Annotated in this window: 22 protein-coding genes; 10 read left to right on the top strand and 12 right to left on the bottom strand. The window is 57.4% G+C overall.

Going from position 1 to position 21,094, the window contains the following annotated elements:
• Positions 1-60 precede the first annotated feature (60 nt).
• Positions 61-1,515 (top strand): phospholipid carrier-dependent glycosyltransferase, encoded by a 1,455-nt coding sequence (locus N645_RS0106960; protein ID WP_238559216.1) that lies wholly within the window; start codon positions 61-63, stop codon positions 1,513-1,515.
• Complete coding sequence (locus tag N645_RS0106955; RefSeq protein WP_024460783.1) at positions 1,512-2,075, top strand: PA14 domain-containing protein; 564 nt, start codon at positions 1,512-1,514, stop codon at positions 2,073-2,075. Before N645_RS0106960 ends, N645_RS0106955 begins: the two co-directional genes overlap by 4 nt.
• A 144-nt stretch (positions 2,076-2,219) precedes the next feature.
• Here the strand turns inward: N645_RS0106955 and N645_RS0106950 are convergent, their stop codons facing one another.
• Both N645_RS0106950 and N645_RS0106945 read right to left on the bottom strand, forming a co-directional pair.
• Positions 2,220-2,507 carry a hypothetical protein gene (locus N645_RS0106950; RefSeq protein WP_024460782.1) on the bottom strand — a complete coding sequence of 96 codons (288 nt, stop codon included), beginning with the start codon at positions 2,505-2,507 and terminating at the stop codon, positions 2,220-2,222.
• A gap of 387 nt (positions 2,508-2,894) precedes the next feature.
• The gene (locus N645_RS0106945; RefSeq protein ID WP_024460781.1) at positions 2,895-4,094 is read right to left on the bottom strand and encodes a lytic murein transglycosylase; all 1,200 of its coding nucleotides are present in this window, start codon (positions 4,092-4,094) and stop codon (positions 2,895-2,897) included.
• A 143-nt stretch (positions 4,095-4,237) separates the two neighbouring features.
• On the opposite strand from N645_RS0106945, the gene N645_RS0106940 reads away from it, so the two are divergent.
• Together N645_RS0106940 and N645_RS0106935 are read left to right on the top strand one after the other, a co-directional pair.
• Positions 4,238-5,887, top strand: coding sequence for a glycoside hydrolase 43 family protein (locus tag N645_RS0106940; RefSeq protein WP_024460780.1), 1,650 nt, complete (start codon positions 4,238-4,240; stop codon positions 5,885-5,887).
• Positions 5,888-6,087: 200 nt separating this feature from the next.
• Positions 6,088-8,190: a hypothetical protein gene (locus N645_RS0106935; RefSeq protein ID WP_024460779.1), complete on the top strand. Its 2,103-nt coding sequence runs from the start codon at positions 6,088-6,090 to the stop codon at positions 8,188-8,190.
• A 93-nt stretch (positions 8,191-8,283) separates the two neighbouring features.
• Here the strand turns inward: N645_RS0106935 and N645_RS0106930 are convergent, their stop codons facing one another.
• The 4 genes from N645_RS0106930 to N645_RS0106915 form a co-directional block, all read right to left on the bottom strand.
• Complete coding sequence (locus tag N645_RS0106930; RefSeq protein WP_024460778.1) at positions 8,284-8,976, bottom strand: RES family NAD+ phosphorylase; 693 nt, start codon at positions 8,974-8,976, stop codon at positions 8,284-8,286.
• Entirely contained in the window at positions 8,970-9,371 is a 402-nt protein-coding gene (locus tag N645_RS0106925) for an antitoxin Xre-like helix-turn-helix domain-containing protein (RefSeq protein ID WP_024460777.1), read from the bottom strand. The genes N645_RS0106930 and N645_RS0106925 overlap by 7 nt, the downstream gene beginning before the upstream one ends.
• 149 nt (positions 9,372-9,520) lie before the next feature.
• Complete coding sequence (locus N645_RS0106920; protein ID WP_024460776.1) at positions 9,521-10,426, bottom strand: OmpA family protein; 906 nt, start codon at positions 10,424-10,426, stop codon at positions 9,521-9,523.
• Complete coding sequence (locus N645_RS0106915; protein WP_024460775.1) at positions 10,423-10,824, bottom strand: DUF4398 domain-containing protein; 402 nt, start codon at positions 10,822-10,824, stop codon at positions 10,423-10,425. The genes N645_RS0106920 and N645_RS0106915 overlap by 4 nt, the downstream gene beginning before the upstream one ends.
• A gap of 136 nt (positions 10,825-10,960) precedes the next feature.
• On the opposite strand from N645_RS0106915, the gene N645_RS17705 reads away from it, so the two are divergent.
• From N645_RS17705 to N645_RS0106895, 4 genes are all read left to right on the top strand, one after another.
• Positions 10,961-11,119, top strand: coding sequence for a DUF3309 family protein (locus N645_RS17705; protein WP_036160407.1), 159 nt, complete (start codon positions 10,961-10,963; stop codon positions 11,117-11,119).
• Between the two features lie 44 nt (positions 11,120-11,163).
• Complete coding sequence (locus N645_RS0106905; protein ID WP_024460774.1) at positions 11,164-11,892, top strand: Crp/Fnr family transcriptional regulator; 729 nt, start codon at positions 11,164-11,166, stop codon at positions 11,890-11,892.
• Positions 11,893-12,247: 355 nt separating this feature from the next.
• Complete coding sequence (locus N645_RS0106900; RefSeq protein ID WP_036160404.1) at positions 12,248-12,973, top strand: Crp/Fnr family transcriptional regulator; 726 nt, start codon at positions 12,248-12,250, stop codon at positions 12,971-12,973.
• Positions 12,974-13,158: 185 nt separating this feature from the next.
• Complete coding sequence (locus N645_RS0106895) at positions 13,159-14,106, top strand: alpha/beta hydrolase (protein ID WP_024460772.1); 948 nt, start codon at positions 13,159-13,161, stop codon at positions 14,104-14,106.
• Between the two features lie 76 nt (positions 14,107-14,182).
• Here N645_RS0106895 and N645_RS17950 read toward each other — a convergent pair whose 3' ends face one another.
• The 6 genes from N645_RS17950 to N645_RS0106865 all read right to left on the bottom strand — a co-directional run bounded on the left by N645_RS17950 (position 14,183) and on the right by N645_RS0106865 (position 19,314).
• Positions 14,183-15,337 carry a family 16 glycosylhydrolase gene (locus N645_RS17950; protein WP_024460771.1) on the bottom strand — a complete coding sequence of 385 codons (1,155 nt, stop codon included), beginning with the start codon at positions 15,335-15,337 and terminating at the stop codon, positions 14,183-14,185.
• Positions 15,338-15,482: 145 nt separating this feature from the next.
• Positions 15,483-16,655, bottom strand: a complete 1,173-nt coding sequence (locus tag N645_RS0106885; RefSeq protein WP_024460770.1) for an AraC family transcriptional regulator — start codon at positions 16,653-16,655, stop codon at positions 15,483-15,485.
• 155 nt (positions 16,656-16,810) lie between these two features.
• Positions 16,811-17,425: a class I SAM-dependent methyltransferase gene (locus tag N645_RS0106880; protein WP_024460769.1), complete on the bottom strand. Its 615-nt coding sequence runs from the start codon at positions 17,423-17,425 to the stop codon at positions 16,811-16,813.
• Positions 17,426-17,489: 64 nt separating this feature from the next.
• Positions 17,490-17,753: a MoaD/ThiS family protein gene (locus N645_RS0106875; RefSeq protein ID WP_202960778.1), complete on the bottom strand. Its 264-nt coding sequence runs from the start codon at positions 17,751-17,753 to the stop codon at positions 17,490-17,492.
• A gap of 20 nt (positions 17,754-17,773) precedes the next feature.
• On the bottom strand, positions 17,774-18,958 hold the full coding sequence (locus tag N645_RS0106870) for a sialidase family protein (RefSeq protein WP_024460767.1): 1,185 nt from the start codon (positions 18,956-18,958) through the stop codon (positions 17,774-17,776).
• 116 nt (positions 18,959-19,074) lie between these two features.
• Positions 19,075-19,314, bottom strand: coding sequence for a TIGR02647 family protein (locus N645_RS0106865; protein ID WP_024460766.1), 240 nt, complete (start codon positions 19,312-19,314; stop codon positions 19,075-19,077).
• Between the two features lie 168 nt (positions 19,315-19,482).
• Between N645_RS0106865 and N645_RS0106860 the strand changes: the two genes are divergently transcribed.
• Entirely contained in the window at positions 19,483-19,899 is a 417-nt protein-coding gene (locus tag N645_RS0106860; RefSeq protein ID WP_024460765.1) for a globin, read from the top strand.
• Between the two features lie 213 nt (positions 19,900-20,112).
• Complete coding sequence (locus N645_RS17405; protein ID WP_024460764.1) at positions 20,113-21,090, top strand: hypothetical protein; 978 nt, start codon at positions 20,113-20,115, stop codon at positions 21,088-21,090.
• The last annotated feature ends 4 nt before the right edge of the window (positions 21,091-21,094 follow it).

The following is a 21,094-nucleotide window of genomic DNA, read 5'->3' as shown; positions in this document are numbered from 1 at the left end:
GCCTGACAACGACACAATAAGATCATGTTGCAATCCATCGCTCGAACCCGGCGCTTTTGGGTGCCTGCTCTCGTTCTGCTGGTCTCGTTACTGGTGTACGGTGTGAACTACGGTTCGCCCAAGGCCATGTTCTGGGACGAAAACTATCATGTGACCTCCGGACAGAAATACCTGGACGGCACCCTATTCATGGAGCTGCACCCGCCCCTGGGCAAGCTGCTCATCGCCGCCGGGGAAAAGCTCTTCGGAGGCAACGAAGACCTCGACAAAAGCCGCTTCAACCGCACCGATTACCTGCAGGGCTCCGCCGTCCCGGAGGGGATGAGCTACACCGGGTTCCGCTTCGCCTCGACCTTCCTGATGGCCCTGTCCGTGCTCTTTTTCTACGGTATTGTCTGGCGCGTCACACGACGGGTCTGGGTCGCCGCCGGCTTCAGTGCGCTACTGATTTTTGACAATGCGTTGGTGGTTCACTCCCGGGCTGCCATGCTCGAGGGCATACAGCTTTTTTTCATCCTCGCTGCACTTTATTACTTCGTCCATGTGCTCACCCGGGACAGGCCCATCCGCTTGCCCCAATACGCCATCCTGGGGGTATTGGTGGGGCTGGTGGTATCGGTAAAGCTCAACGGGGCGGTTCTGTTGCTGCTGTTTGTCATGCTCTGGGGCGTGGATCAGTGGGAGAACCTCAAGGCCTTTCACTGGAAAGCGTTGCTGCAGCGACTCGCCACCACCGTACCTGCGGCCGTGCTGCCGTTGCTGGCCGTTTTTGCCAGCATTCTGTACGTGCATATTGCCCTGGGCGAAAACATTGTGGGCAACCGCACCTACAAGGCGTCGGAGCCCTACCTCGAAGAAGTGCGGGCCGGTCGCAGCCACAGTCTCAGCGCGTTCTATCACGGTTTTCAGGACAACCTGCGTTACATGCTGGAATACTCCGACGGTGTGGCCCGGCTGGACATCTGCAAACCCGGCGAAAACGGCAGCTACGCGATTGGCTGGCCCCTGGGGAACAAAAGCATCAACTATCGGTGGGATAAAAACACCGTCGATGGCGAAGTGCAGGTTCGCTACATTCAGATTATTGCCAACCCGATTGTCTGGTTTTCGGTTGCCCTGGGGGTGATCTTGTCCCTCGGGCTGGCGATCAGCCGGTTTGTTTACGGCAACCCGGTCAAAGACGAGCGCCAGTTTTACTGGGTCATGGCATTTACCACGCTGTATGCGAGCTACATGATCGCCATCCTGCAGATCGAGCGGGTCATGTACCTGTATCACTACCTGGTGCCCCTGGTATTCGGCATGCTCAATCTGGCCATGTTGTTCACCTATATCTTCCGCGATGAGGTGCTCGCCAACCGGCGGCACACCATGGTGAACCTCGGGTTGTTTGTGGTGTTGGTGGTGACGATGTTTGCCTACTTCTCCCCGTTTACCTATGGGCTGCCCATCAATGAAGACCAGTTCGAGGCGCGCAACTGGTTTCATCTCTGGCAAATGAACGTGGTGCGATGATCATGCGGACCTGGTGGAATAAAAATACCGTACTGACTTTGTTGCTCGCTCTGGTGGCTCTGGCCATCGTGGTGCGAATCACGCCGCCCTACGTTCCCAAAGTGGTGGAGTTGACGCTGGTCAAGAACAAGGGGGCCATCCGGCGCATTGACCAGGAGCGGGAGGTGGACTTCCAGCGCACCCTCTGGGTGGACCGGTTGGACCTGTCCCGCAAAAACCAGCTACGTCACACCAAGCTGGGGCAAATCGGCTATGCCGACAACTTCTTTGTGGATATTGACCATACCTTTGAGGTGTTGGTGCCTGGGGAGTATCGCTTTCTGATTGGCAGTGACGACGGTTTTATCGCCAAGGTGGACGGGCGGGAAATTTGTCGGTTCAACCGGGATCGAGGGTATCGCAAGCAGAGTTGTCGGACGCGGCTGGATGAAGGTGAACACCGGTTTGAGCTGACTTACTTCCAGGGCGGTGGACACGCCGGTTTGACCGTGGAGTATCGGTTGAAAGACGGTACTCAGGCCTATTTCTTTGGTGAGGATTCGCAGTTGATGCGTTTCTGATACCCAGGGTAGCGCGCATCATCAGGGGTCAATCGAGAATAAAAAAAGCCCCCGAAACCGGGGGCCAAAAGAAAAGCGGGTTGAGGCCAGGGCCTCAGGTCTAACAAGGGGGCAAGCGCCCCGAATCTTGCAACAGCTCGCGTCTTAGTTGGACGCCAGCTTGAATTGACGTACCGCCTGGTTGAAAGAGTCGGCGTAGGCTTTCAACTCTTCCACCGCCTGACGCTTCTCGCGGTTGCTCATGCTTGAGCAGTTCAGGAATGCTTCCTGAGCCTGAACATACTGCTTTACTTCATTGTTGGTTTTGACCATCTGCGCGGTCACTGCCGTTGCCGGATCCGGGATCGCGGGCTTATTGGCCGGCGCTTCACAAGCCAGGGCGGAAACACTGAACAGAGCGGATGCACAAACAGCAAACAAAAACTTTTTCATAGTAAAACACCTGAATATTTTAACCGTCGGCCCTGCGGAGATATTGGCCGCAGAACCATATTTGACTGACTAGGTCTGTGACCGACTTCGCAACTTCCTGATCACGGGGCGCATTCTCCCACATGGATCATTGTTTCAAAAGGTTCTAAAAAGAACATTTTGTTATCGACATAAAGAATAAACAGGGAAAAAGTTATCAATCTTCCATGAAGTGGTCACATTCACCCTGAAAGTGCTGGAAGGTTGACGCGCGGCGGAATGCGGGTGGGTGGCTCGGGGAGCCTGACGAAAAGTTGGCGGCTTCGGAAGGTTAGGGGTGGCGGCTCCGGAAGGATGGAAATAGTACCCTTCCGGAGGTTTCGGGCCGACGGTTTTTGGGGGTCCGTGTTACCGGTCGATACCCAGCGCACTCAGTGTGTTCGGGTCCGGGAAGCCGTCCGGCACCAGATCCCGTTCACTCTGGAATCGACTCAGGGCCTGGCGGGTAGCGGGCCCCCAGATGCCATCCACCTTGCCCGCCTCATGGCCTTCGGTATTGAGCTTCTCCTGAATGGCCATTACCTGGTCCCGATTCAGCCGCGGGCTGTCTTCCGGGGGCGTTCTGCTCAGTGTGCCTGCGCCGGCAATCCGGTCCGCCAAATGGCCCACGGCCAGGGCGTAATACTCGGACTGGTTCCAACCCATGATCACCTTGAAGTTGTCGTACACCAGGAAGGCCGGGCCGCGATGGCCGGACGGTACCAGCAGGGCGGCTTCGATATCCGCGGAGGGCAGGGTGGTGCCATTGGTCTGGCGAATACCCATCTCGTGCCACTCCGACAGTGGGCGGCGCTGTTTCAGACCGGCTTCCAGGTACGGGAAGTTCTCCGGCAGGCGGACTTCCCGCCCCCAGCGGTATTCGTCGTCCCAGCCCATGCTGCTGAGGAAGTTGGCCGCCGAGCCCATGGCGTCCGGCAGGCTGTTCCACAGATCCCGCTTGCCGTCATTGTCATAGTCCACGGCGTGGCGAATAAACACCGACGGCATAAACTGCACATGCCCCATGGCGCCCGCCCAGGAGCCTTCCATACGCTCCGGTGCAATGGCCCCCTCGTCAACGATGCGCAGGGCCGACATCAACTCCCGGGTAAAGTAGGTGCTACGGCGCTCGTCGCAGGCCAGTGTGGCCAGCGAGTCGAGGACGGACATTTTGCCGAAGTAGCGACCAAAGTTGGTTTCCAGGCCCCAAAAGGCCACCAGATACGGCGCGGGTACGCCGTACTCCCGCTCGACCCGGGCGAGCAGGTCCCGATGCTCGCGCAGCAGGCGACGGCCGTCCGCCACTCGCTGGTCGGTGACGCGGCGACTCAAGTAGTCAGAGAAAGGCGTGGTGAATTCCGGTTGGCGGCGATCCAGTTCAATCACCCGCTCGACCCACTTAAGGTTCGCCAGGCTATCGCGGACGACCGCCGAATCCAGCCCCTGGGTTTTGGCCTCCTGGGAGAAGCGCTCGATACACTGGGCAAAACCCTCCTGGCTCATGGCCAGGGACGGTGCGCTGGCAGTGAGTGCAATCGCACCCGTCAACAATAAGGAACCCCAATACATACATACTCCAATGGGATAAAAAATGGCCCCGTGTGGATCGCTCCGGGGTGGAAGTGGCTCTGCGCCTGAAATTGACCAGTGCAATTGCGCCGTGCCATGATTCCGCTGGTCAATAAAGCATAATGCAATGAGAGAAATCAACCATGAGACAACGCACACTTCTGGCCGCGCTCGGCGCGGCGAGCCTGTTTTTGTTTGGCTGTCAGTCCACTCCGTCGTCAGACTCATCTACGGTGACCGCACCCTGGGTATCCGACCTCGGGGATGGTACCTATAAGAACCCGGTCATTTACGCCGATTACTCGGACCCGGATGTGGTTCAGGTCGACGGTACTTACTACATGACCTCTTCGAGCTTCAATAGTGCCCCCGGCCTTCCGCTGTTGACCTCCAAAGATATGGTCAATTGGGAGCTGGTGGGACACGCGGTTGACCGGCAAATTCCGCGCAAGGTGTTCGATGTGCCGCAACATGGCAATGGCATCTGGGCGCCCTGTCTGCGCTACCACGATGGCAAGTTCTGGATTTTCTGGGGCGACCCGGATTTTGGCATCTATCAGGTTCACGCCGAGGACTTTGCCGGCCCCTGGAGCGAGCCGCACCTGGTGGTGCCGGGCAAAGATGCCGGGCTGATCGACCCGACGCCGCTGTGGGACGACGACGGACAAGCCTATCTGTTGCACGGCTGGGCAAAGAGTCGCGCCGGGCTCAATAACATTCTGACCCTTCGGCGCATGGCACCGGATGCTTCGAAAGTCTACGACGAAGGCGAAACCGTGATTGACGGCTTTCAGTTGCCCGGCTATCGCACGCTGGAGGGGCCCAAGTTCTACAAGCGCAATGGCTATTACTACATCTTCGCCCCGGCCGGTGGTGTCGAGCCGGGTTGGCAGTCCGTATTCCGTGCCCGGAACGTTGACGGCCCCTACGAGGACCGGATCGTTCTGGCCCAGGGCGACACCGAGGTCAATGGCCCACACCAGGGCGCCTGGGTGCAGACCCCGGAAGGCGATGACTGGTTTATTCATTTCCAGTCCAAAGAAACCTACGGGCGGATTGTGCACCTGCAGCCGGTGCGCTGGCGCGATGACTGGCCTGAAATGGGCCAGAACGTGAACGCCGACGGCCTCGGGGAGCCGGTACTGCGGCACCGCAAACCCGTGGAAGGGTTCCTGGTCAAGGTACCGGTCACCACCGACGAATTTTCCGGTGACCAATTGGGTGTGCAGTGGCAGTGGAACGCCAATTACTACGATGAATGGTTTTCCCTGACTGAGCGGGCGGGGCACCTGCGCCTCTTTGCCCATGACTTTGACTCCCCCAATGGCGAGGACAACCTCTGGCTGAACCCGGCGCTGGTCATGCAGAAAGTGCCCGCGCCCGCATTCACCATGACCACGGTGCTCGAAGTGAATACCCGGCATAACGGTGACCGGGCCGGCCTGGTCATGTTTGGTGAGGATTACGGATGGATCGGGCTGGAACAGCGCGATGGGCAGGCCCGGCTGGTGCAGAAAACCTGTGTCGATGCCCGCACCGGGTGTGACGAACAGACTCAGGGCGACATCGCCTATGCCGGCGAGGGGCGCATTTACCTGCGGTTGCACTTTCACGATGATCAGACGGTCGATTTCGAATACAGTCTGGAGGGCGACGACTACCAGCCCCTGGGTGAGCGCTTCCAAACCCGGCGGGGCCGCTGGGTGGGCGGTAAAATCGGTCTGTTCGTGGAAGGCGGCGAGGGCGCCTATGCCGACGCCGATTACTTCCGGGTGACACCTCCCGCGCGTTAAGTCCGTTTCACCCCCGGATTGTAAACAGGCCACCACTGGGTGGCCTGTTTGCGTATGCGCCGCTAAAAGGTTTATTCAGGCGACGTGAACTTGGTCATGGCCCGGCGGCTGAGCTTCTGGCAGAATATGGCGGCGTTCTTACGCGCAGATCCTACGCCTTATCAGGATGTTAAATACGGAAAAACAAGGAATCTTCTCTTATGCAGAAAATAACCAAAATTTCGCTCGTCGTAGTGGTGTTGGTGGGAGTGGCCGTGGCGTTTGCCACCGGCGTTTTCACAGGCTCCCGAACCTCGGGCAACGGGCTGGATGAACTGCTCACCTTTATCCCGGCGGACAGCCCCGTGGTGGTGGTAGGGCAAACCAAGGCAGACTATACCGAGCTGTCCAACAAAACCCTTCAGAACATGAACCCCAATGATATCCAGCCGCTGATTGACCTGCTGGATGCCAGCGAAGAGGGTTCCGGTGCACAACTGGTACGCTGGTTGATCGATGACTACATTCAGACGGCGGCCACTCAGGGGCAGCAAGGTCTGGTGGATCGCTACGGTGCCAATCCCACCGGCCCTTATGGTTTCTACTTCAGCGGTGCTGCACCGGTAGTCCGCTTCTCGCTGACCAGCGCCGAGCCTCTGATGGCCGTACTGGCTGAAGCCGAGCAGGAAACCGGCGTAACCGCGGAGCAGAGCACCCTCGGAAGTGCCACCCTGTACGCCTGGTCTCTGAATGAAGAAAAGCCGGAGATCAAGCTGGGTCTGGCGCTGGATGAGCGCAGCCTGACGCTGTCTCTGCTGAACAGCAAGGATACGCCGGAGGCGCGGATGCTGCGCTTTGCCCGCCAGCCCCAGGCGGAGCCGCTGGCCGGTACCGAGCGCCTCAAACAACTGCGTAAGGACTATGCCGATGCGGATCAGTTCATGGGCTATGTGGACTTCCAGCAAATTGTGACCGCCCTGTTCTCGCCCGAGCAGAATGGCACTGGCCGTGAGCTGCGCACCTGGTTCCCGGAGTTTGAACAGGATTTCGCCCAGGACATGAGCGATGCCTGTCGTAACGACTATGTCGCGCTGGCGAGCCATATGCCGCGCATCACCATGGGCTCGGACGGCTACTCCGTCAACGGCAACGAGCTGGGGCAGGATCTGAGTTTCCTCTGGCACATCAACAACGAAAGCGTGGTCACGTCTTTGCATAAGCTGCAGGGCCATGTGCCGGGCTATGCCCGCACCGTGGATGACAAGCTGGCGGCTTACGCCCTGGGGCTGAATGTCAGTCAACTCGTGCCGGTGTTGAGCGAATTCTGGACCCAGTTCACCCAGGCCGAGTTCCAGTGCGAGCAACTGCAGGCGATGCAGCAACAAGCCCAGAGCTATAACCCGGCCATGCTCGCCATGGGTACCGCCATGGTCGACTCGGTGCGTGGTGCCGGTATTGCGCTGTTCAATCTCGAGTCCAGTAACGCCACGCCGGTGGGCCTGGATGGTTCCGTGCTGGTGTCCATCAGCTCTGAAAACCCCGCCGCATTGGCTTCCATGGCCAGCTCGTTTGTGCCGGGTATGATGGGCTTGAGCATTCCCTCAGACGGCACCGCGGTGGAAATTCCCGACCCGATGGGCCTGGGCGGTAACTTTGCGGCGATCAAAGGCAAGCATCTGGTGGTCTATCGCGGCAGTGCTGCCGAAGCAGCCGCTAACAACCTGGCCGGCGAAACGCTGGAAACCAACGGGCTGTCGGCACTGGCGCTGAATCTGCGCGAGCCCATGAAAATGTTCAACACCGTTGAGCCGGTGATGCAGACCATGGGCAACCCCGGTTGTGCTGAGACCTTTGTCGGCCTGCTGAACCTTACCCAGACGCCCATTTCCATGGGGTATCAGGAAGCGTTGGGTCAGCGCGGCTGGCGTGGTGACCTGTCCATCGAAATGGAAGTGGCTGATCCTGTCACTCCGGGTGATATCGCCGGAGAGTATGAACTGGCACTCCTGGATGACAGCAGCTGCTACTGGGAGCCGCTCGGTCAGGAAACCCTGGGCGAGGATCAGACCGGGGGCTTCGCATCCGAGTCGGCCGATGGCGCCTGCGATGAGTACCAGAGTGAATTCACCTGGAGCATGACCGGTCGCCTCTTGTCCCAGTCCACCCACGTTGAGCGTCAGCGTGACGCCTGTGACAGTGACTGGAACACCATGGAAACGGCGGAGAACTTCGAATGCGGTGTGATTGCTGCCGAAGGAGACCACTTCTACTGCAGCACCATGACCGACGGTGTGACCGAGCTGTATCGGTACAGCCGCCTGTAAGTCGCGCTGGTATTGGATGTTGAACCGGGCAGGGAGGCCCGGTTATCTCACGCTTGATGGAATGGCAGTCCTCGCCAGATCCGTACTCCCTCGTTAGCGTTTCGAAATTCGGTTTACGCTGGAAATTCCCTCGCCATCCCAGATCATTTCATAATGTGCTGACTGCACCATACTTTTGACTCCACGTGGGGTGAACAAAGCCCAGCAGGTGGCCCCAGGATTGCGCACCGAGAGGTAAGTCAGGCCTTTTGTTCCCTGTTGCCGCGCGGCACCGCCCAGCGACTGGCTGGCGGAGTAATCCTCGGGATGATAGATCTGGTGGTCCGGCGCCAGCCTGGTCAGATCCAGCAGGGTTTCCGAAAATCCGCACACCAGCGAGCGAAACACCAGACGGTCATAGCGCAGACCTTCCACCCGACTCAGGTATCGCTGCTGATGGTAGCGAACCTCGGCAATCGCCGTGGTGACGGATTCTGCCAGGTACAGTACGCCGAAGGCGCCATTGCTGAAGCGGCTGCCGTCCGGGTTTACATGAGTAAACGGTGCTACGGCGTAGGAACAGCCCCGAATCCCGAAGGGAATCTCACCCCGGGGAATCAGCCCCAGGTCGCCGGCTTCAGCCAGTAATCGGGGATTGGTCCGCGCCTGCAACTGGTACAGTGCCTCGAAATCCTCCGGATCGGCCACATCCTCGAACAGCGTAATCGGCGGAAACCGGGAGGGAATCAGCCGGTGGCAGGCCAATTGATCGACCTGCTGTTCGGGTACGTCGAGCGGTGCTACCACTGTGCCCCCCGCAGGGCATCCACGCGTTTGAAGGTCTCATATAACGCCGCCAGGGAGCCGGTACTGATGACCTCCATGGGAGTTTTGCCGCTGAAGTAGGGGTTGTGGTTCTTCATGCGCATAAAGCCGTAACGGTTTTCCGGGTTGTCGAATACCGTGTTCAGACTGGCATGAATGTTCAGCAGGTAGCTGATCCGGTCCAGATGGTCCCGGTCCAACTGGGCTTTGTCGGGCTGACTGCGGTACTTGTAATAGGTCGCTTTGGGCAGGCTGAGAATCGCTAACTGCTCATTCAGGCTGCAGTCCCACTTTTCCAGAATATTGAAGGCCGCCTTGAGCCCGGCGGGGCCCAGGGTAGCGGTATCTGGCTGTCGACGGGGCGTTGCGGTTGCCATGGGATCACCTCCCGAGAGACGGGGTTGCTGAGCGCTACTGGTCTCATTGTGAACCTTTATTTTAATTTTGTCTAGATGTGTAATGGTGGGGCAGTTCCCGCCAAAAGAAAAGGGGGAGCCGGTGGCTCCCCCTTTTGATCATCACGCGTTTAGCGTAGTTGGCTGGTTGATGCGGGTTGTGGGTTTTCGATGATGATCTCGACTCGCCGGTTTTGCTGTCGTCCCATGGCATTGTCGTTACTCGCCACCGGTTGGTTCATGCCGATGCCTGTAGCCGAAATCCGTTGGGAAGTGATTCCGTGCTGAACCAGATAGCGGCTGACAGAGTCCGCGCGCCGCTGCGAGAGCGCCTGATTGTACTCGGCGCTACCTACGCTATCGGTATGTCCTTCGACCTGGACTCGCCGCTCGGGATACTCGTTCAGAAAGTTCACCAGTTTGTCGAGATTGCTATTGGCGCCCGGTTGAAGATCGGCGCTACCGGTGGCAAACAGGACGTCGCCCAGCGTCAGAACCAGGCCGCGATCGGTCACCTCGGCCTGCAAGGCGTCAATCTGGCGCTGATACTTCTCGGCCTGCCGGGTCGCCTCGGCCGCACCCTGAGCCTCGGAATAGCGGGCTTGTTCGGCATCATCACGGGCTCTGCTCACTTCCCGGGTTCGGGATTCCAGGCGGGCTTCACTGCGTTCCTCGCCCAGTTGGGCCCGTTGATCCTCAGCGTAGCGGGTGGTCGCTTTGGCTTGGGCGATGGCGACTTTTTGTGTGGCCATGTAGACCCGGTGCTCACCTAATGCCGCATCCGAGGCGGGCAACGGTTGCTCGGCCAGACGCACCGCCGCTTCCGCTTCTCGTAGCTCGATCCGGGCCCGGGAGGCAAGATTGGGATCATTCTGTAATGTGGTCAGCTTGCTGCGTGCTTGCGCTGCCCCCAGGGGGCTGTCGGGCGCAGTGGCACATGACGCCAACACGAGCGCCGCGATGGCGAGTACCGTCAGAAACACCAGCGCTGCCAAAGCTGACTTGAATTTAAGTGGTTGAATGGTTGTCTTGTTCATCGCTGTTCTCCTGTCCGCCGCATTTCTTCGTCAAGGGCATCGGCGCTGCGGCGCATTTCCTCATTGATGGCGACCGCTTTGGCGGCCTCAGTCCGGGCGGATGCCAGCTCAGCAACAATCATCGCTTCCCGGGCGAGACGCTCAGCCTCAATCATCTGCTCACTGCTCACGGATCGTTCCGCGAACATCAACTTCTGTTGTGCTTCGTCCAGCTCGGCGCCGGCAAACTGCCGGGCTCCGGCTTGCTCGGCCGTGGCAATAGCTTCACGCGCTTCGTTCAACGCTGAAGTCGGCGCCATTGGCGCCGAAGTACAGGCGCTTAGCAAAACGACCGCCATCGCCAGACTCAAGGCGCCGGGTAGACGCTGTCTGGAACGTTGGGTGCTTACCTGTTTCATAGTGGTGCTCCTGAGGTGGGACTGCTTCAGGTCAACTGTATAAGGATGTGTGGTTGGTATCTGTACGATAGCGCACCGAAGTTTGGCTATTTGTTCGCTATTGTTCGAATTTCAGAGACTCCAAGGAGTAATGGAAATGAGCGTTTCAACGATTTTACTGATCATCTTGATTCTGGTGTTACTCGGCGCACTTCCTGCGTGGCCACACAGCAGGAGTTGGGGCTATATGCCAAGTGGGGTGGTAGGCGTCATTGTGGTGGTGTTATTGATTTTGTTGTTGACCGGAAGGATCTGAACCAGAAGTGACCGCCCAGTTCGAATTATGAAGAGGAGAAGGCGATGCCATCGTTGTCTGGCGAGCGTAGCCCGGGCGAGCCGTTGAAAAACGGAAACTCCTTGATTGACAGTCTGCCGGTTCGGCAAAGGAAAGGTGTGCTGGCCCTGTGCGATCGGGTAGACATTGCGCTCGGCACGGTGCTGTGCAAAGCGGGTGAACCCTTCCAGTATGTGTACTTTCCCATCAGCGGAAGTGTTTCCCTGATGCGCTCTCACCACGGGCGTGACCCTCTGGAGACGGAGAGTGTTGGTAGCGAGGGTATGCTGGGAGCGGTGTTGGTTTTGAATATCAATCGTGCCTTTCAGTCAGGTGTTGTTCAAACGCCCTGTGTTGCGTTGCGTATGACGGGGGCAAGAATGCGGGCGGCACTGAAAAACCAGCCGGCTCTTTTCCGTGCTTTGCAGCGTTACCTTTATGTGGTGTTGTCGGAACTGCCTCAAACTGCCAGTTGCATCAATTTTCATGATGTGGGGAACCGCCTCGCAAAAAGTCTGTTACAGGCTCACGATCGATCTCCGAGTGACCAGTTATCCCTCACTCACCAAAGGCTTGCCGATATGCTGGGGGTGCAACGAGGAGCCGTCACCATCGCCGCCATCAAATTACAGCGGGAGGAGATTATTCGCTATAGCCGTGGCAGGATTACTATTCTAGACCGAAAAAGGTTGGAGGAGTCATCCTGTGGTTGTTACAACGAAAGCTTGAACAACTATTCAGCCATATTCTCCTAAGTCGATTATCTGTAAAGCGTATTTTTTACTTCTATTAATGCCAATGTTCGATAGCGTACAGAGACTGTCAGAGCAATGCGTTATTCTTCTTTTTAATGGGTCTGAAAGCGATGGGCTATCAGTTTCCCGGACCGTTCTCGGGCAGGACGACTGAGAACGAGCCTACAGGGAAGATAGGGAACACAACTATACACTGAAGGACGACATGGACGTATGTATGGCGCGTCCGGGAAACTGATAGCCCATTGCCCCCGGTGGCTGGGATAACTTGGCCTTATGCCATGGTATCGCGCATAACCTCCAAAGATAGGCTAAACTGAAGCTCACCCGCCAGGACAGCAAGGAGATGTCACCGATGCCCATACCGCTTCAGCCGACGCAAAACCAGCTTCTTGCCGCCTTGGCGCCTGACGTTCAGCAACGAATATTCTCCCACCTCGAAGAAATTGACCTGCCCCTGGGCAAGGTGCTCTATGAGCCTGGCGATAAAATGCGCCATGTGTATTTTCCCACCGACTCCATTGTGTCCCTACTTTACGTCATGGAGAGCGGCGCTTCGGCCGAAATTTCTGTGGTGGGGAATGAGGGACTGGTTGGGATCGCGCTGTTTATGGGAGGCGAAAGCACCTCCAGCCGAGCCCTGGTTCAAAGTGGCGGTAGCGGCTACCGGCTGTTGGGGCAGAGACTGATAGACGAGTTCAACCGCCACGGTCAGTTGATGTCATTGGTACTTCGCTACACCCAGGCGCTGATTACCCAGATGGCACAGACGGCGGTCTGTAATCGCCACCACTCCATCGACCAGCAGTTGTGTCGTTGGCTTCTGCTGTCGCTGGATCGTTTGCCCACCAATCATCTGGTCATGACCCAGGAGCTGATCGCCAATATGCTCGGCGTACGCCGGGAGGGTGTGACCGAAGCTGCGGGCCGATTACAGAAGCTCGGAGTGATCGAGTATCGTCGTGGCCATATCGAAGTCATCGACCGTCCCAAACTCGAGAGACTCAGTTGTGAGTGCTACTCCGTGGTCAAAAAGGAGACGGACCGTCTGCTCAAGCCCAGCCTGCTACAGGCTCACTAACGGAGTGTCGGGCTGATGAAAACGACTAGTATACATTTACGCCGGGGCTTTACGTGTGTGGCGTCTTGTCTTATTGTCCATATGACTGATAGACGCTTCGGTACTGGACCCTGGTTTTGGAGCGAGCGTTCAATCAGTGAATGTTCCCAATGAAAGCCCAATAACAACGCACAGGCAGGAAAGTCATGAGCAAACACCCAATCCCATTTTTGAGTCAATGCCTCGCGGTCGCACTGATCGCCTTCAGCACCGCCGTCTTCGCGCAGGACGGCAAAATGTATCCGATCGACGCCCCCGATGAGCCCGGCGCCATTCCGCTGGAGACCGGAGGCGTGGAAGGGCAGACCGCGCCGGAAAGCTGGTTTCGCCAGTGGGGCGACCCCATGGCCCGCAATATTTCCAAGGCGACTCTGACGCCGGTACTGGCCGATCCGGAAAAAGCCAATGGCACCTCGGTGATTGTGGCGCCGGGCGGTGGCTTCATGTGGTTGTCCATGGGCAACGAGGGCTGGGAAGTGGCCGAAGCGTTGGCCGAACAAGGCATCAACGCCTTTGTCCTCAAATACCGGCTGCAACCCACGGCTCCCTCCCTGGAGGACTTTGAAAACCAGATGAACCGCCGGTTCGAAGAAGCCGACGAATCCTCCGAGGGTGGTGAACAGAACGAAGCACCCGAGCGCCCGCGCTGGGACCTGTCAAACCAGATTGCAGATGTTGAGGCGGCTTATTCGATGATACTCGAGCGCGCTGATGACTGGGGCGTTGATCCTGAACGAATCGGCATGATTGGTTTCTCTGCCGGCGCAGGCCTGACTATGGCCACCGCACTCGAATCCGAAAAAGTCGAGCTGGCGTTTATTGGTCCGATTTACGGCGGTATGAATGCTGTCGATGTGCCAGAGAGTGCGCCGCCGATGTTTGCGGCCATCGCTTCCGACGACTTCCTCTTCAACGGAAAATTCGGCCTGATCGAATCCTGGTACGAAGCGGGCATTCCGGTCGAGTTCCACCTGTACCAGAATGGCGGTCACGGCTTTGGGCTGGGCAATCCGGACCGGACCAGCAACAAGTGGTTTGGTTCGTTCATGTACTGGCTGGAAGTGAATGGCTTTCTGAAATCGGCAAAAGACTGAGGGAAAGCTCAAAGTCACTGCGATGAAATAGGGCTTAGCGATAAGCCCTATTTCAGTGTCTACCGCCTCTGGCGTATCAGTTGGCCGTGGCGGTACAGTCCGGCGTGCTGATTGATCCATTGGCATTGCCGAGAACCCCAAAGGTGGCGGTGCTCCCTGGAGCCAGGTTGGCGTTCCAGCTCAGGCTGCTGGCCACAATGTCGGAAGCGCTGGCCTGTACATTGGCGCTCCAGCTATTGGTCACCTGTGGGTCCTGATCAAAACCGAGTGTGGCGACCCAGCCGTTGATGGCGCTATTGGTGTCATTGGTTACCGTTACATCCATCTGATAACCCGATCCCCACTGATTGAGCCCCGTTACGCTGCAGCCAATAGTACCGGGTGTGGGCTCTGGTTCCGGTTCGGGCTCGGGATCGGGTTCCGGCTCGGGATCTGGCTCGGGCGTACCTCCGTCGGTGTCTTGTGGCGGCGTACCGTTATAGCCTTCCTGCCCTTCATGCGTCATGCTCAGCACCAGATAGCCATCGCGAGTGGTGACGTTGCTCGGGGTGAAATCGGCGCTGTTTTCCGCAAACGTCCAGTCGGCTGTGCCCCAGCGGGAGGGATCCAGCGAATCAAAATCATCACGCCAGCTAAGCTGGAAATTCTGTCCATCCCAGCGATGGTATTCCATCCAGTTTATGTACATGTGCACCGGTAGAATGCTGTCATCGAAGGGACCAACCCACTCGGCGATATTCGCCGGCCAGAAGTTCATGCGCGCCTGGGCGGGGCTGGTCAGGGCACTGGCCTGATTGCCATTCACTTCGCGTACCAGCTGCCCATCAATCAGCCAGCGAACCCGATCCGGGGTCCACTCAAGCGTGAACGTATGGTAGCTATCCCCCAGGCCAGACGCTGGGTGTACCTCCTCAGAGGTGATCTTGGTGCCCAGACCGGTAATGATGTTGCTCTGCCAGGCGTTGGCGCCGTCTTTGCCGAGCACCTCAATGTCTACCTCTTCCCAGAATACATCCTCGAGCTCCGAGCCTTCTTTCCAAAGGAAAAACGCCGAGATCAGGCCGCTGCCTTTACCGGCCCGCATGCGAATCACGTATTTGCCGTAGAGCTCCGAGTCCAGAGTAAACACTTCAGCGCTTTTGTAGGGTTTGGCATCTGCCAACAAAGGCGCCATGAGTAATAGCCCGCAGACGGGCACCGTGCGGGCGAGTCGCCGTAGAGAGGAAAACATAACGAACTCCTTAAAGTTATAAGAATGAAGATCGTAGGCGCCTGGCTCCCCGGGGAGAGTGGCGGCCGACCGGGCAATTTTCCGGTGGGGAGCGCGTGAGGAACAGTCTCAATAGGCGTTTTGCAGAAATTGAGACAGGGTGGGATCAGGCGGTACGAGAGCTGGCCGGCAGGCCGTCACAGTCCGGGTGGTGTTTCTGCCGGTAGGCGCATGGCGTGATGCCTTCGGTTTTCTTGAAGAACCGGTGGAAGGTGGCCTTGCTGTTGAATCCCGCCGCTCGGGCGATATCGGTAATGGTCTGATTCCTGGTTGCCGGGTCGCGTAGCTGACGTTTTACTTCCTCGAGGCGATAGCGACTGACAAAATCGTGAAAGTTCTGCTTGAAGCGGCGGTTTATGATGGTTGAGACGTCTCGCGGCGAACAGTCAACCTTCGCCGCAAAACGCTCCAGGGTAAGCTGAGGGTTCAGGTAGGCTCTATCTCGGGTCATGGCCGCTGTAATACGCGCCACGTCGGCATCGTCGATGGGGGCGGCACTGGCCGGGGGCGTGCTCTGTTGTGCTGTGAGGGTAGGGAGCGGTGTGAGCAATTCCCGGTAGAGCAAAAAGGCGACCAACGCCAGGGTGGCGTAATTGCCGACTACGCCCATGGCATCGCTGACCGGACCGGAATGCGCGCTGCCCACAAAGTGGGTAACGGCGCTCCACAACCACACCATGGTGAAGCCGCTTACGATACAACTCTGTTCACGAAAGACGTCTTTGTCGACGATCGTCGCTGAAACTTCGTGCCTGGAGCGAACAACGATGGCCAGACACCACAGGCCATAGGCAAGCGGCAATAATTTCTTCAGGGTAATAAAGTCGTCGTAATAGGCGTTCGGCTGCTGATACAGCTGCAGGTTCAGTAGCAGGTCCCTTTGTACCGCGTGGGGAAAACGGAAGCACTCAAGGTAAAGGTATATCAGCGCCAGCACCGCAGGGGTCAGATGCCACCACTGCCAGCGGGTCAAGCGGAACCCCGGGCTCATATGTGATCTCAACTGCCAATAGAGCAGGGGCCCCAGCAGAAAGCCCACGGCGCCCAAGACGAGATACAAGTAGGGGAGCAGCGCAAACACCGGGTGGCGAATGGGCTCTGCCCAGACAATCAGTGTATTCACGGCGACCAGCGCATTGATCGCGAGAAACAACCCAAAAAGATAACCGGAGCGCTTCGGTCGACGCCAGCCGCCAATGTGTCGGGAGCCCAGCAGCGCACAGGCGATGACTGTCACAATCAACGCAATATCATGAACATTGAACAGAACGGCTTTCATCCCCATCCGTGCCTGGTCCTCATCGGTTCAGGTCTCGCAACGCTGAACGATATTAACGGCCCATGACACGGCTTACTATGAAGCTCATCGCAAATCGGGTGGGTGCGATTTACCAAGGCAGAGTTCTCTACCAGCAATAATCTGCCATTGTCTCGCTACTTACGAGCGACGATAAAGATCGAGGCCTTGTTGGGCTGCCACTCGCGCTCGATACTGAACCCCGATCTGGTCAGTTTGGAAAGTAACGCTTCCTTGCTCAGGGCATTGACGTAAGGTGCCATGCCCACCCATTGCATAACGGGGATCAGCAATCGCCACAAGAAAAACAGGTCGCCCACCAGCGCGGTACTGGAAACGAAAACGCCGCCCGGTTTCAACAGCTTGTGGACGGTTGCGAGAGTGGCGTCCACATCCTCAAGCAGATGCAGAATATTGAGCCCCAGAATGACATCAAAGCGTTCTTTTTCGAAGCTGAGATCATTCAATGTGCCCTGCTGGAACTGGATGTTTTCAACCCCAGCATCCCGCGCCTTCTGCTCCGCGATATCGAGCATCTTCTGCGATATGTCGGTGGCGATAATCTGTCTGACATGGGGCGCGTGCACTAATGCCGTACTTCCGGTGCCGCACCCGAACTCCAGTACCGACGAGTCCGGGCGGAAGTATTTCTGAGTAATGGCCAACTTTTCCTGGTACACCGCTTCGTCCCGAACCGGGCTCTTGGCGTAGCGGGGTGCGCTCTTGTCCCAAAACTCTCTTGATGCTTTCATGGTTTGATGTTTCGTTTCTTTGAGAAAAGCCTATTGGTGGCAATGGTTTTATTGAGCCGTATCTTTAACCGCCACTCAGCGCTTGAAAGATAAACAGAGTATCACCGTCTTCAACCTGATCCGCGAGGGTTTTTCGATCAATCACAATGGTATCGTTAATGCACAGCTTCACGTGTCGCCGCACCGCACCCCGTTCGTCGAGAACATAGTCGGTGAAACCGGGCGCCTGCTCATTAATGGCATGCAGCACTTCGGCGACCGAGCCGGGTGGTGCGGTCAGCGTTCGGTCCTGTAATTGAGGAAAGAACCGGTACAGGTGTGAGGTCATCTTTACCGTAGGCATAGAGGTCAACCAAACCGCACGGAGTAAATGGGCGGAAAGTTGTTGCCCAGGCACTGCCAGGTTTCGCCCCGGTCTTCCGAAAGGTAGGCATTGCCGGTAGTGCTGCCAAAGCACAGGCAATCACCTGAGACGTCCAGGGCGTGGCGCAGCACGATGTCGTGGGCATTCTCCTGGGGCAGGCCGTTGCGCAGTGCCTGCCAGGACTGGCCGCCATCCTCGGTACGGGCGACAAACAGCCCGCCGTCGATGGTCATACGCTGGGCGTCGCTTCGGCCCGGCACCACCCAGGCGGTGCGGCCATCCTGTTCATCCACGGCCACCGGGAAGCCAAAGTTGACGCCCGTGTCCGGGTCGCTGACCTTCTTCCAGCTTTGAGCGCCGTCGTCACTGTAGAACACGCCACAGTGGTTTTGCTGCCAGAGGTGGTTCGGCTGCCCGGGGCAATGGGTTACAAAGTGCGGGTCGTGCCCCCAGTCGGCTTCTGGGTTCGGCAGATAGTCCATCAGCATGCCACGGTTGCGCCCGGCCCAGGTTTTGCCGCCATCCGTCGATTCAAGTACTCCGGCGGAGGAAACCGCCACATGCAAGTGATTCGGGTCGCGCGGATCGACAATGATGGAATGAATGCCCGGCTCAAACACCCCGTAATCAATACTCGCGGGGGTTCCACCCCATTGGTTTTCACTGGTGGCATCCCCGGCAAACAGATCGCCGCCGCGACTCTCATGGTTCCACAGCGGCCGGTTGAGCTCCCAGGTATCCCCGCCGTCATCACTGACAAACAGCCCCCCGGGAATGGTGCCGGCGTAAAGTCGACCTGGCTGGTCTGGCCCGCCAAAGGCCAGATGCCAGATCTTGTACACCGTCGCATCGGCGTATTCCGGCGTCCCGGCGGGCGCCTCGGGATCGAAATCCGGGGTGGGCAGCACCTGGGCGATATGACGCGCACCCCCCGGGTACTTCAGCGACGAGATATCCTCCCAGGTCTTACCGCCATCCCGCGAGCGAGATAGCTTGGGCCCCCAGTGGCCGTGATCCAGGGAGGCCCAGAGGGTGCCATCGCGAGGGTCCCGGGCGGCATAGCAGACCGGAACGCCGGAGTGAAGGATAGGACGGGGTCGCCAGCCCGCCCCCTGTCGGTCGATCATGACGGTACCTTTACGGGTACCCAAAAGGATGGTGTCGGTCATCAGTGTGCCCTCATGGTGTCCAGATACGAGTAGGGCCCGGTCAGTCAGCCCCGGTAACTGGTCGAACGGCACCTCTGATTATAGACAGGGGTTGAAAAATTGCCCGGCGTCGGTGTTCAGCTACTACGAAGCACGGCCTGGATTTTCTGTACATGCTCCACGACGTCACTGCCTAGCGGCGTGAGGTACCCACCGTCCTTCTGGGTAATCAGGCCCTTTTGGTGGAGTTGCTCCGCTGCGGCCACCATCGCGGGGTCGGCGGAGTGCTGGTGTACTTTGAGGCCCTCCTGAGAGGATGCTGAGTCGAACAGGGCCAGCAGGTTGAGTTCGTTGAGGTGGTCTTCAAAAAAGTTCATGGCACTTTCCTCGCGCAGTGTTGATACAGCTCAAATAAACGTCGTTTAACGTTGGTCATTAGGTAAATATGGACGACACTTGAGGTTTAAACAACAGGAATCAGCCCTTGCATAGGAAAATGCAGCTTCAGGCGTCAGCCCGGCTGTGGCATACCTTCGGAGTCTACGATGAGCTACGAACGGTTGTTTGACGAAAGCTATGAACGCGTAGCCGTTGGAGTACGGGACGGGCAGCCGTTTTTTGAGAGCTTTTATCATCGTTTCCTTGCCGCCTCTCCTCTGGTGCGTCACAAATTCCGCCATACGGATATGGTTCAGCAGCGCACCATGTTGAAAAAGTCCTTCTACAGCTTGCTGACCTTTTATGCGAGTGGATCGGTCGATAACGTGCTTGAGCGTATCGCCGCCAATCACAGCCGCAAAAGCCTGGATGTCCCCCCGTTTCTGTATGATCTCTGGCTGGAGTGCCTGATGGACACGGTCAAACGCTATGATCCTCTATTCGACGATGACGTGGAACTGGCCTGGCGGTTGGTGCTGAGTCCGGGTATTACTTATATGAAATTCAAATATGATCACTGCTGATCGGAGCCTTAAGAGATTGATTCGAACGATCTTCAGTTCAAAGTGGCGATCCTCATAAGGTATTTGATGTGTGAGTTTTTGTGACAGGGCTCACATGCCAGCCGCAGTCACAGCCACTATGTTTACTTTTTCGTTTGAATTAAGTAAATTTCGAACCTGAATTTTCGTCAGTGTAGACGAGGAGACCCGGTAAACCTACAAGGAATCGTTGCCATGTCAGAATTCTTTTTCCCGCATCAGCATATCCCTGCCAAAGATCTGTTCGCCGCCGGCGATCAAGAAGCCATTGATCGATTTCTTCAGCAAAATGCCGAATGCCGTAGTGGGCTGTATGCTCATAGTCCGTATTGTGAGGGCTCTGGTGGGGTGCAGGACTCATTCATTCTGAATCAGCTTCACCAGATCCCCAGCTCACACAGAGAACAGCTATCTTGTGCGATCGATGAATTCGGTGATGACACCCATATCATTGCCGAATTCTATGATCGACACCTTGCCAATCTGGACTTGGAGGCTACGTCCACTTTGGTGGGTGCCGGTGCGACCGCCAGTGGACAGCGATTGACCCGGTTTCAGCGCCTGCTGATCGATTATCAGGCGGCCCTGATTAAACTCAATGACCATAAATACGCTGGTCGAGCGGGTATGGCAGGCAAAGTGGAATTGGAAGCCATGGCACGCCGTAAATACGCTACTATGGCTCGGCAGTATCGGGCAGAGCTGAATAGTATTGCTCGCCCGGAGTTCAGAAACTCCAACCGCGGTCACATTCTGAATAATGCTGACCGTGGGATTACTCTGGCAAGGCACCATCGCAGGTCCAAACTCTCTATCGACAATGTCGCTCAGGTCCAGCGCCTGGATAGGCTGGCCCGAGGTGTACGCTTTGCGGGCAATGGTGTTTTGGTGCTTGATGCAGGGATGCGTCTTCATGGGGTGCATGAGAGTTATCAGAGGAATGAAAATTGGCAGCGGGAGTTGGCACTGGAAGCGACGGCTTTCGGGGCGGGTGGCGCCGCAGGGCTTTATGTGGGCAAGGCAACTATTGGTGCGTTAACCATGGTGGGACTTGGAGCAACGCCTCTCGGATGGGTGGTCATGATAGGGGCTGGAGTCGCAGCAGGGTACTATGCGGGTAGCCAAGGGACTGGTTTTGGTCGGTGGTTCGCATCCATAATTTTTGATAGATAAGGTG

The sequence above is a fragment of the Marinimicrobium sp. LS-A18 genome (assembly GCF_000463525.1).
In the GTDB taxonomy this organism is placed as follows: Bacteria; Pseudomonadota; Gammaproteobacteria; order Pseudomonadales; family Cellvibrionaceae; genus Marinimicrobium; species Marinimicrobium koreense.
Note: the sequence above shows the minus strand (reverse complement) of the source record. Positions and strands in the feature narration are given on the sequence as shown.

What these genes read in the sequence shown, in the direction of transcription:
- N645_RS0106900 (WP_036160404.1), top strand. Translation starts at nt 12,248, where the DNA reads ATGCCCATACCGCTTCAGCCGACGCAAAACCAGCTTCTTGCCGCCTTG.
- N645_RS0106920 (WP_024460776.1), bottom strand. Translation starts at nt 10,426, where the DNA reads ATGAACAAGACAACCATTCAACCACTTAAATTCAAGTCAGCTTTGGCA.
- N645_RS0106905 (WP_024460774.1), top strand. Translation starts at nt 11,164, where the DNA reads ATGCCATCGTTGTCTGGCGAGCGTAGCCCGGGCGAGCCGTTGAAAAAC.
- N645_RS0106925 (WP_024460777.1), bottom strand. Translation starts at nt 9,371, where the DNA reads ATGGCAACCGCAACGCCCCGTCGACAGCCAGATACCGCTACCCTGGGC.
- N645_RS0106880 (WP_024460769.1), bottom strand. Translation starts at nt 17,425, where the DNA reads ATGAAAGCATCAAGAGAGTTTTGGGACAAGAGCGCACCCCGCTACGCC.
- N645_RS0106935 (WP_024460779.1), top strand. Translation starts at nt 6,088, where the DNA reads ATGCAGAAAATAACCAAAATTTCGCTCGTCGTAGTGGTGTTGGTGGGA.
- N645_RS17405 (WP_024460764.1), top strand. Translation starts at nt 20,113, where the DNA reads ATGTCAGAATTCTTTTTCCCGCATCAGCATATCCCTGCCAAAGATCTG.
- N645_RS0106870 (WP_024460767.1), bottom strand. Translation starts at nt 18,958, where the DNA reads ATGACCGACACCATCCTTTTGGGTACCCGTAAAGGTACCGTCATGATC.
- N645_RS0106955 (WP_024460783.1), top strand. Translation starts at nt 1,512, where the DNA reads ATGATCATGCGGACCTGGTGGAATAAAAATACCGTACTGACTTTGTTG.
- N645_RS0106895 (WP_024460772.1), top strand. Translation starts at nt 13,159, where the DNA reads ATGAGCAAACACCCAATCCCATTTTTGAGTCAATGCCTCGCGGTCGCA.
- N645_RS0106915 (WP_024460775.1), bottom strand. Translation starts at nt 10,824, where the DNA reads ATGAAACAGGTAAGCACCCAACGTTCCAGACAGCGTCTACCCGGCGCC.
- N645_RS0106885 (WP_024460770.1), bottom strand. Translation starts at nt 16,655, where the DNA reads ATGAAAGCCGTTCTGTTCAATGTTCATGATATTGCGTTGATTGTGACA.
- N645_RS17950 (WP_024460771.1), bottom strand. Translation starts at nt 15,337, where the DNA reads ATGTTTTCCTCTCTACGGCGACTCGCCCGCACGGTGCCCGTCTGCGGG.
- N645_RS0106875 (WP_202960778.1), bottom strand. Translation starts at nt 17,753, where the DNA reads ATGACCTCACACCTGTACCGGTTCTTTCCTCAATTACAGGACCGAACG.
- N645_RS0106940 (WP_024460780.1), top strand. Translation starts at nt 4,238, where the DNA reads ATGAGACAACGCACACTTCTGGCCGCGCTCGGCGCGGCGAGCCTGTTT.
- N645_RS0106860 (WP_024460765.1), top strand. Translation starts at nt 19,483, where the DNA reads ATGAGCTACGAACGGTTGTTTGACGAAAGCTATGAACGCGTAGCCGTT.
- N645_RS0106945 (WP_024460781.1), bottom strand. Translation starts at nt 4,094, where the DNA reads ATGTATTGGGGTTCCTTATTGTTGACGGGTGCGATTGCACTCACTGCC.
- N645_RS0106865 (WP_024460766.1), bottom strand. Translation starts at nt 19,314, where the DNA reads ATGAACTTTTTTGAAGACCACCTCAACGAACTCAACCTGCTGGCCCTG.
- N645_RS17705 (WP_036160407.1), top strand. Translation starts at nt 10,961, where the DNA reads ATGAGCGTTTCAACGATTTTACTGATCATCTTGATTCTGGTGTTACTC.
- N645_RS0106950 (WP_024460782.1), bottom strand. Translation starts at nt 2,507, where the DNA reads ATGAAAAAGTTTTTGTTTGCTGTTTGTGCATCCGCTCTGTTCAGTGTT.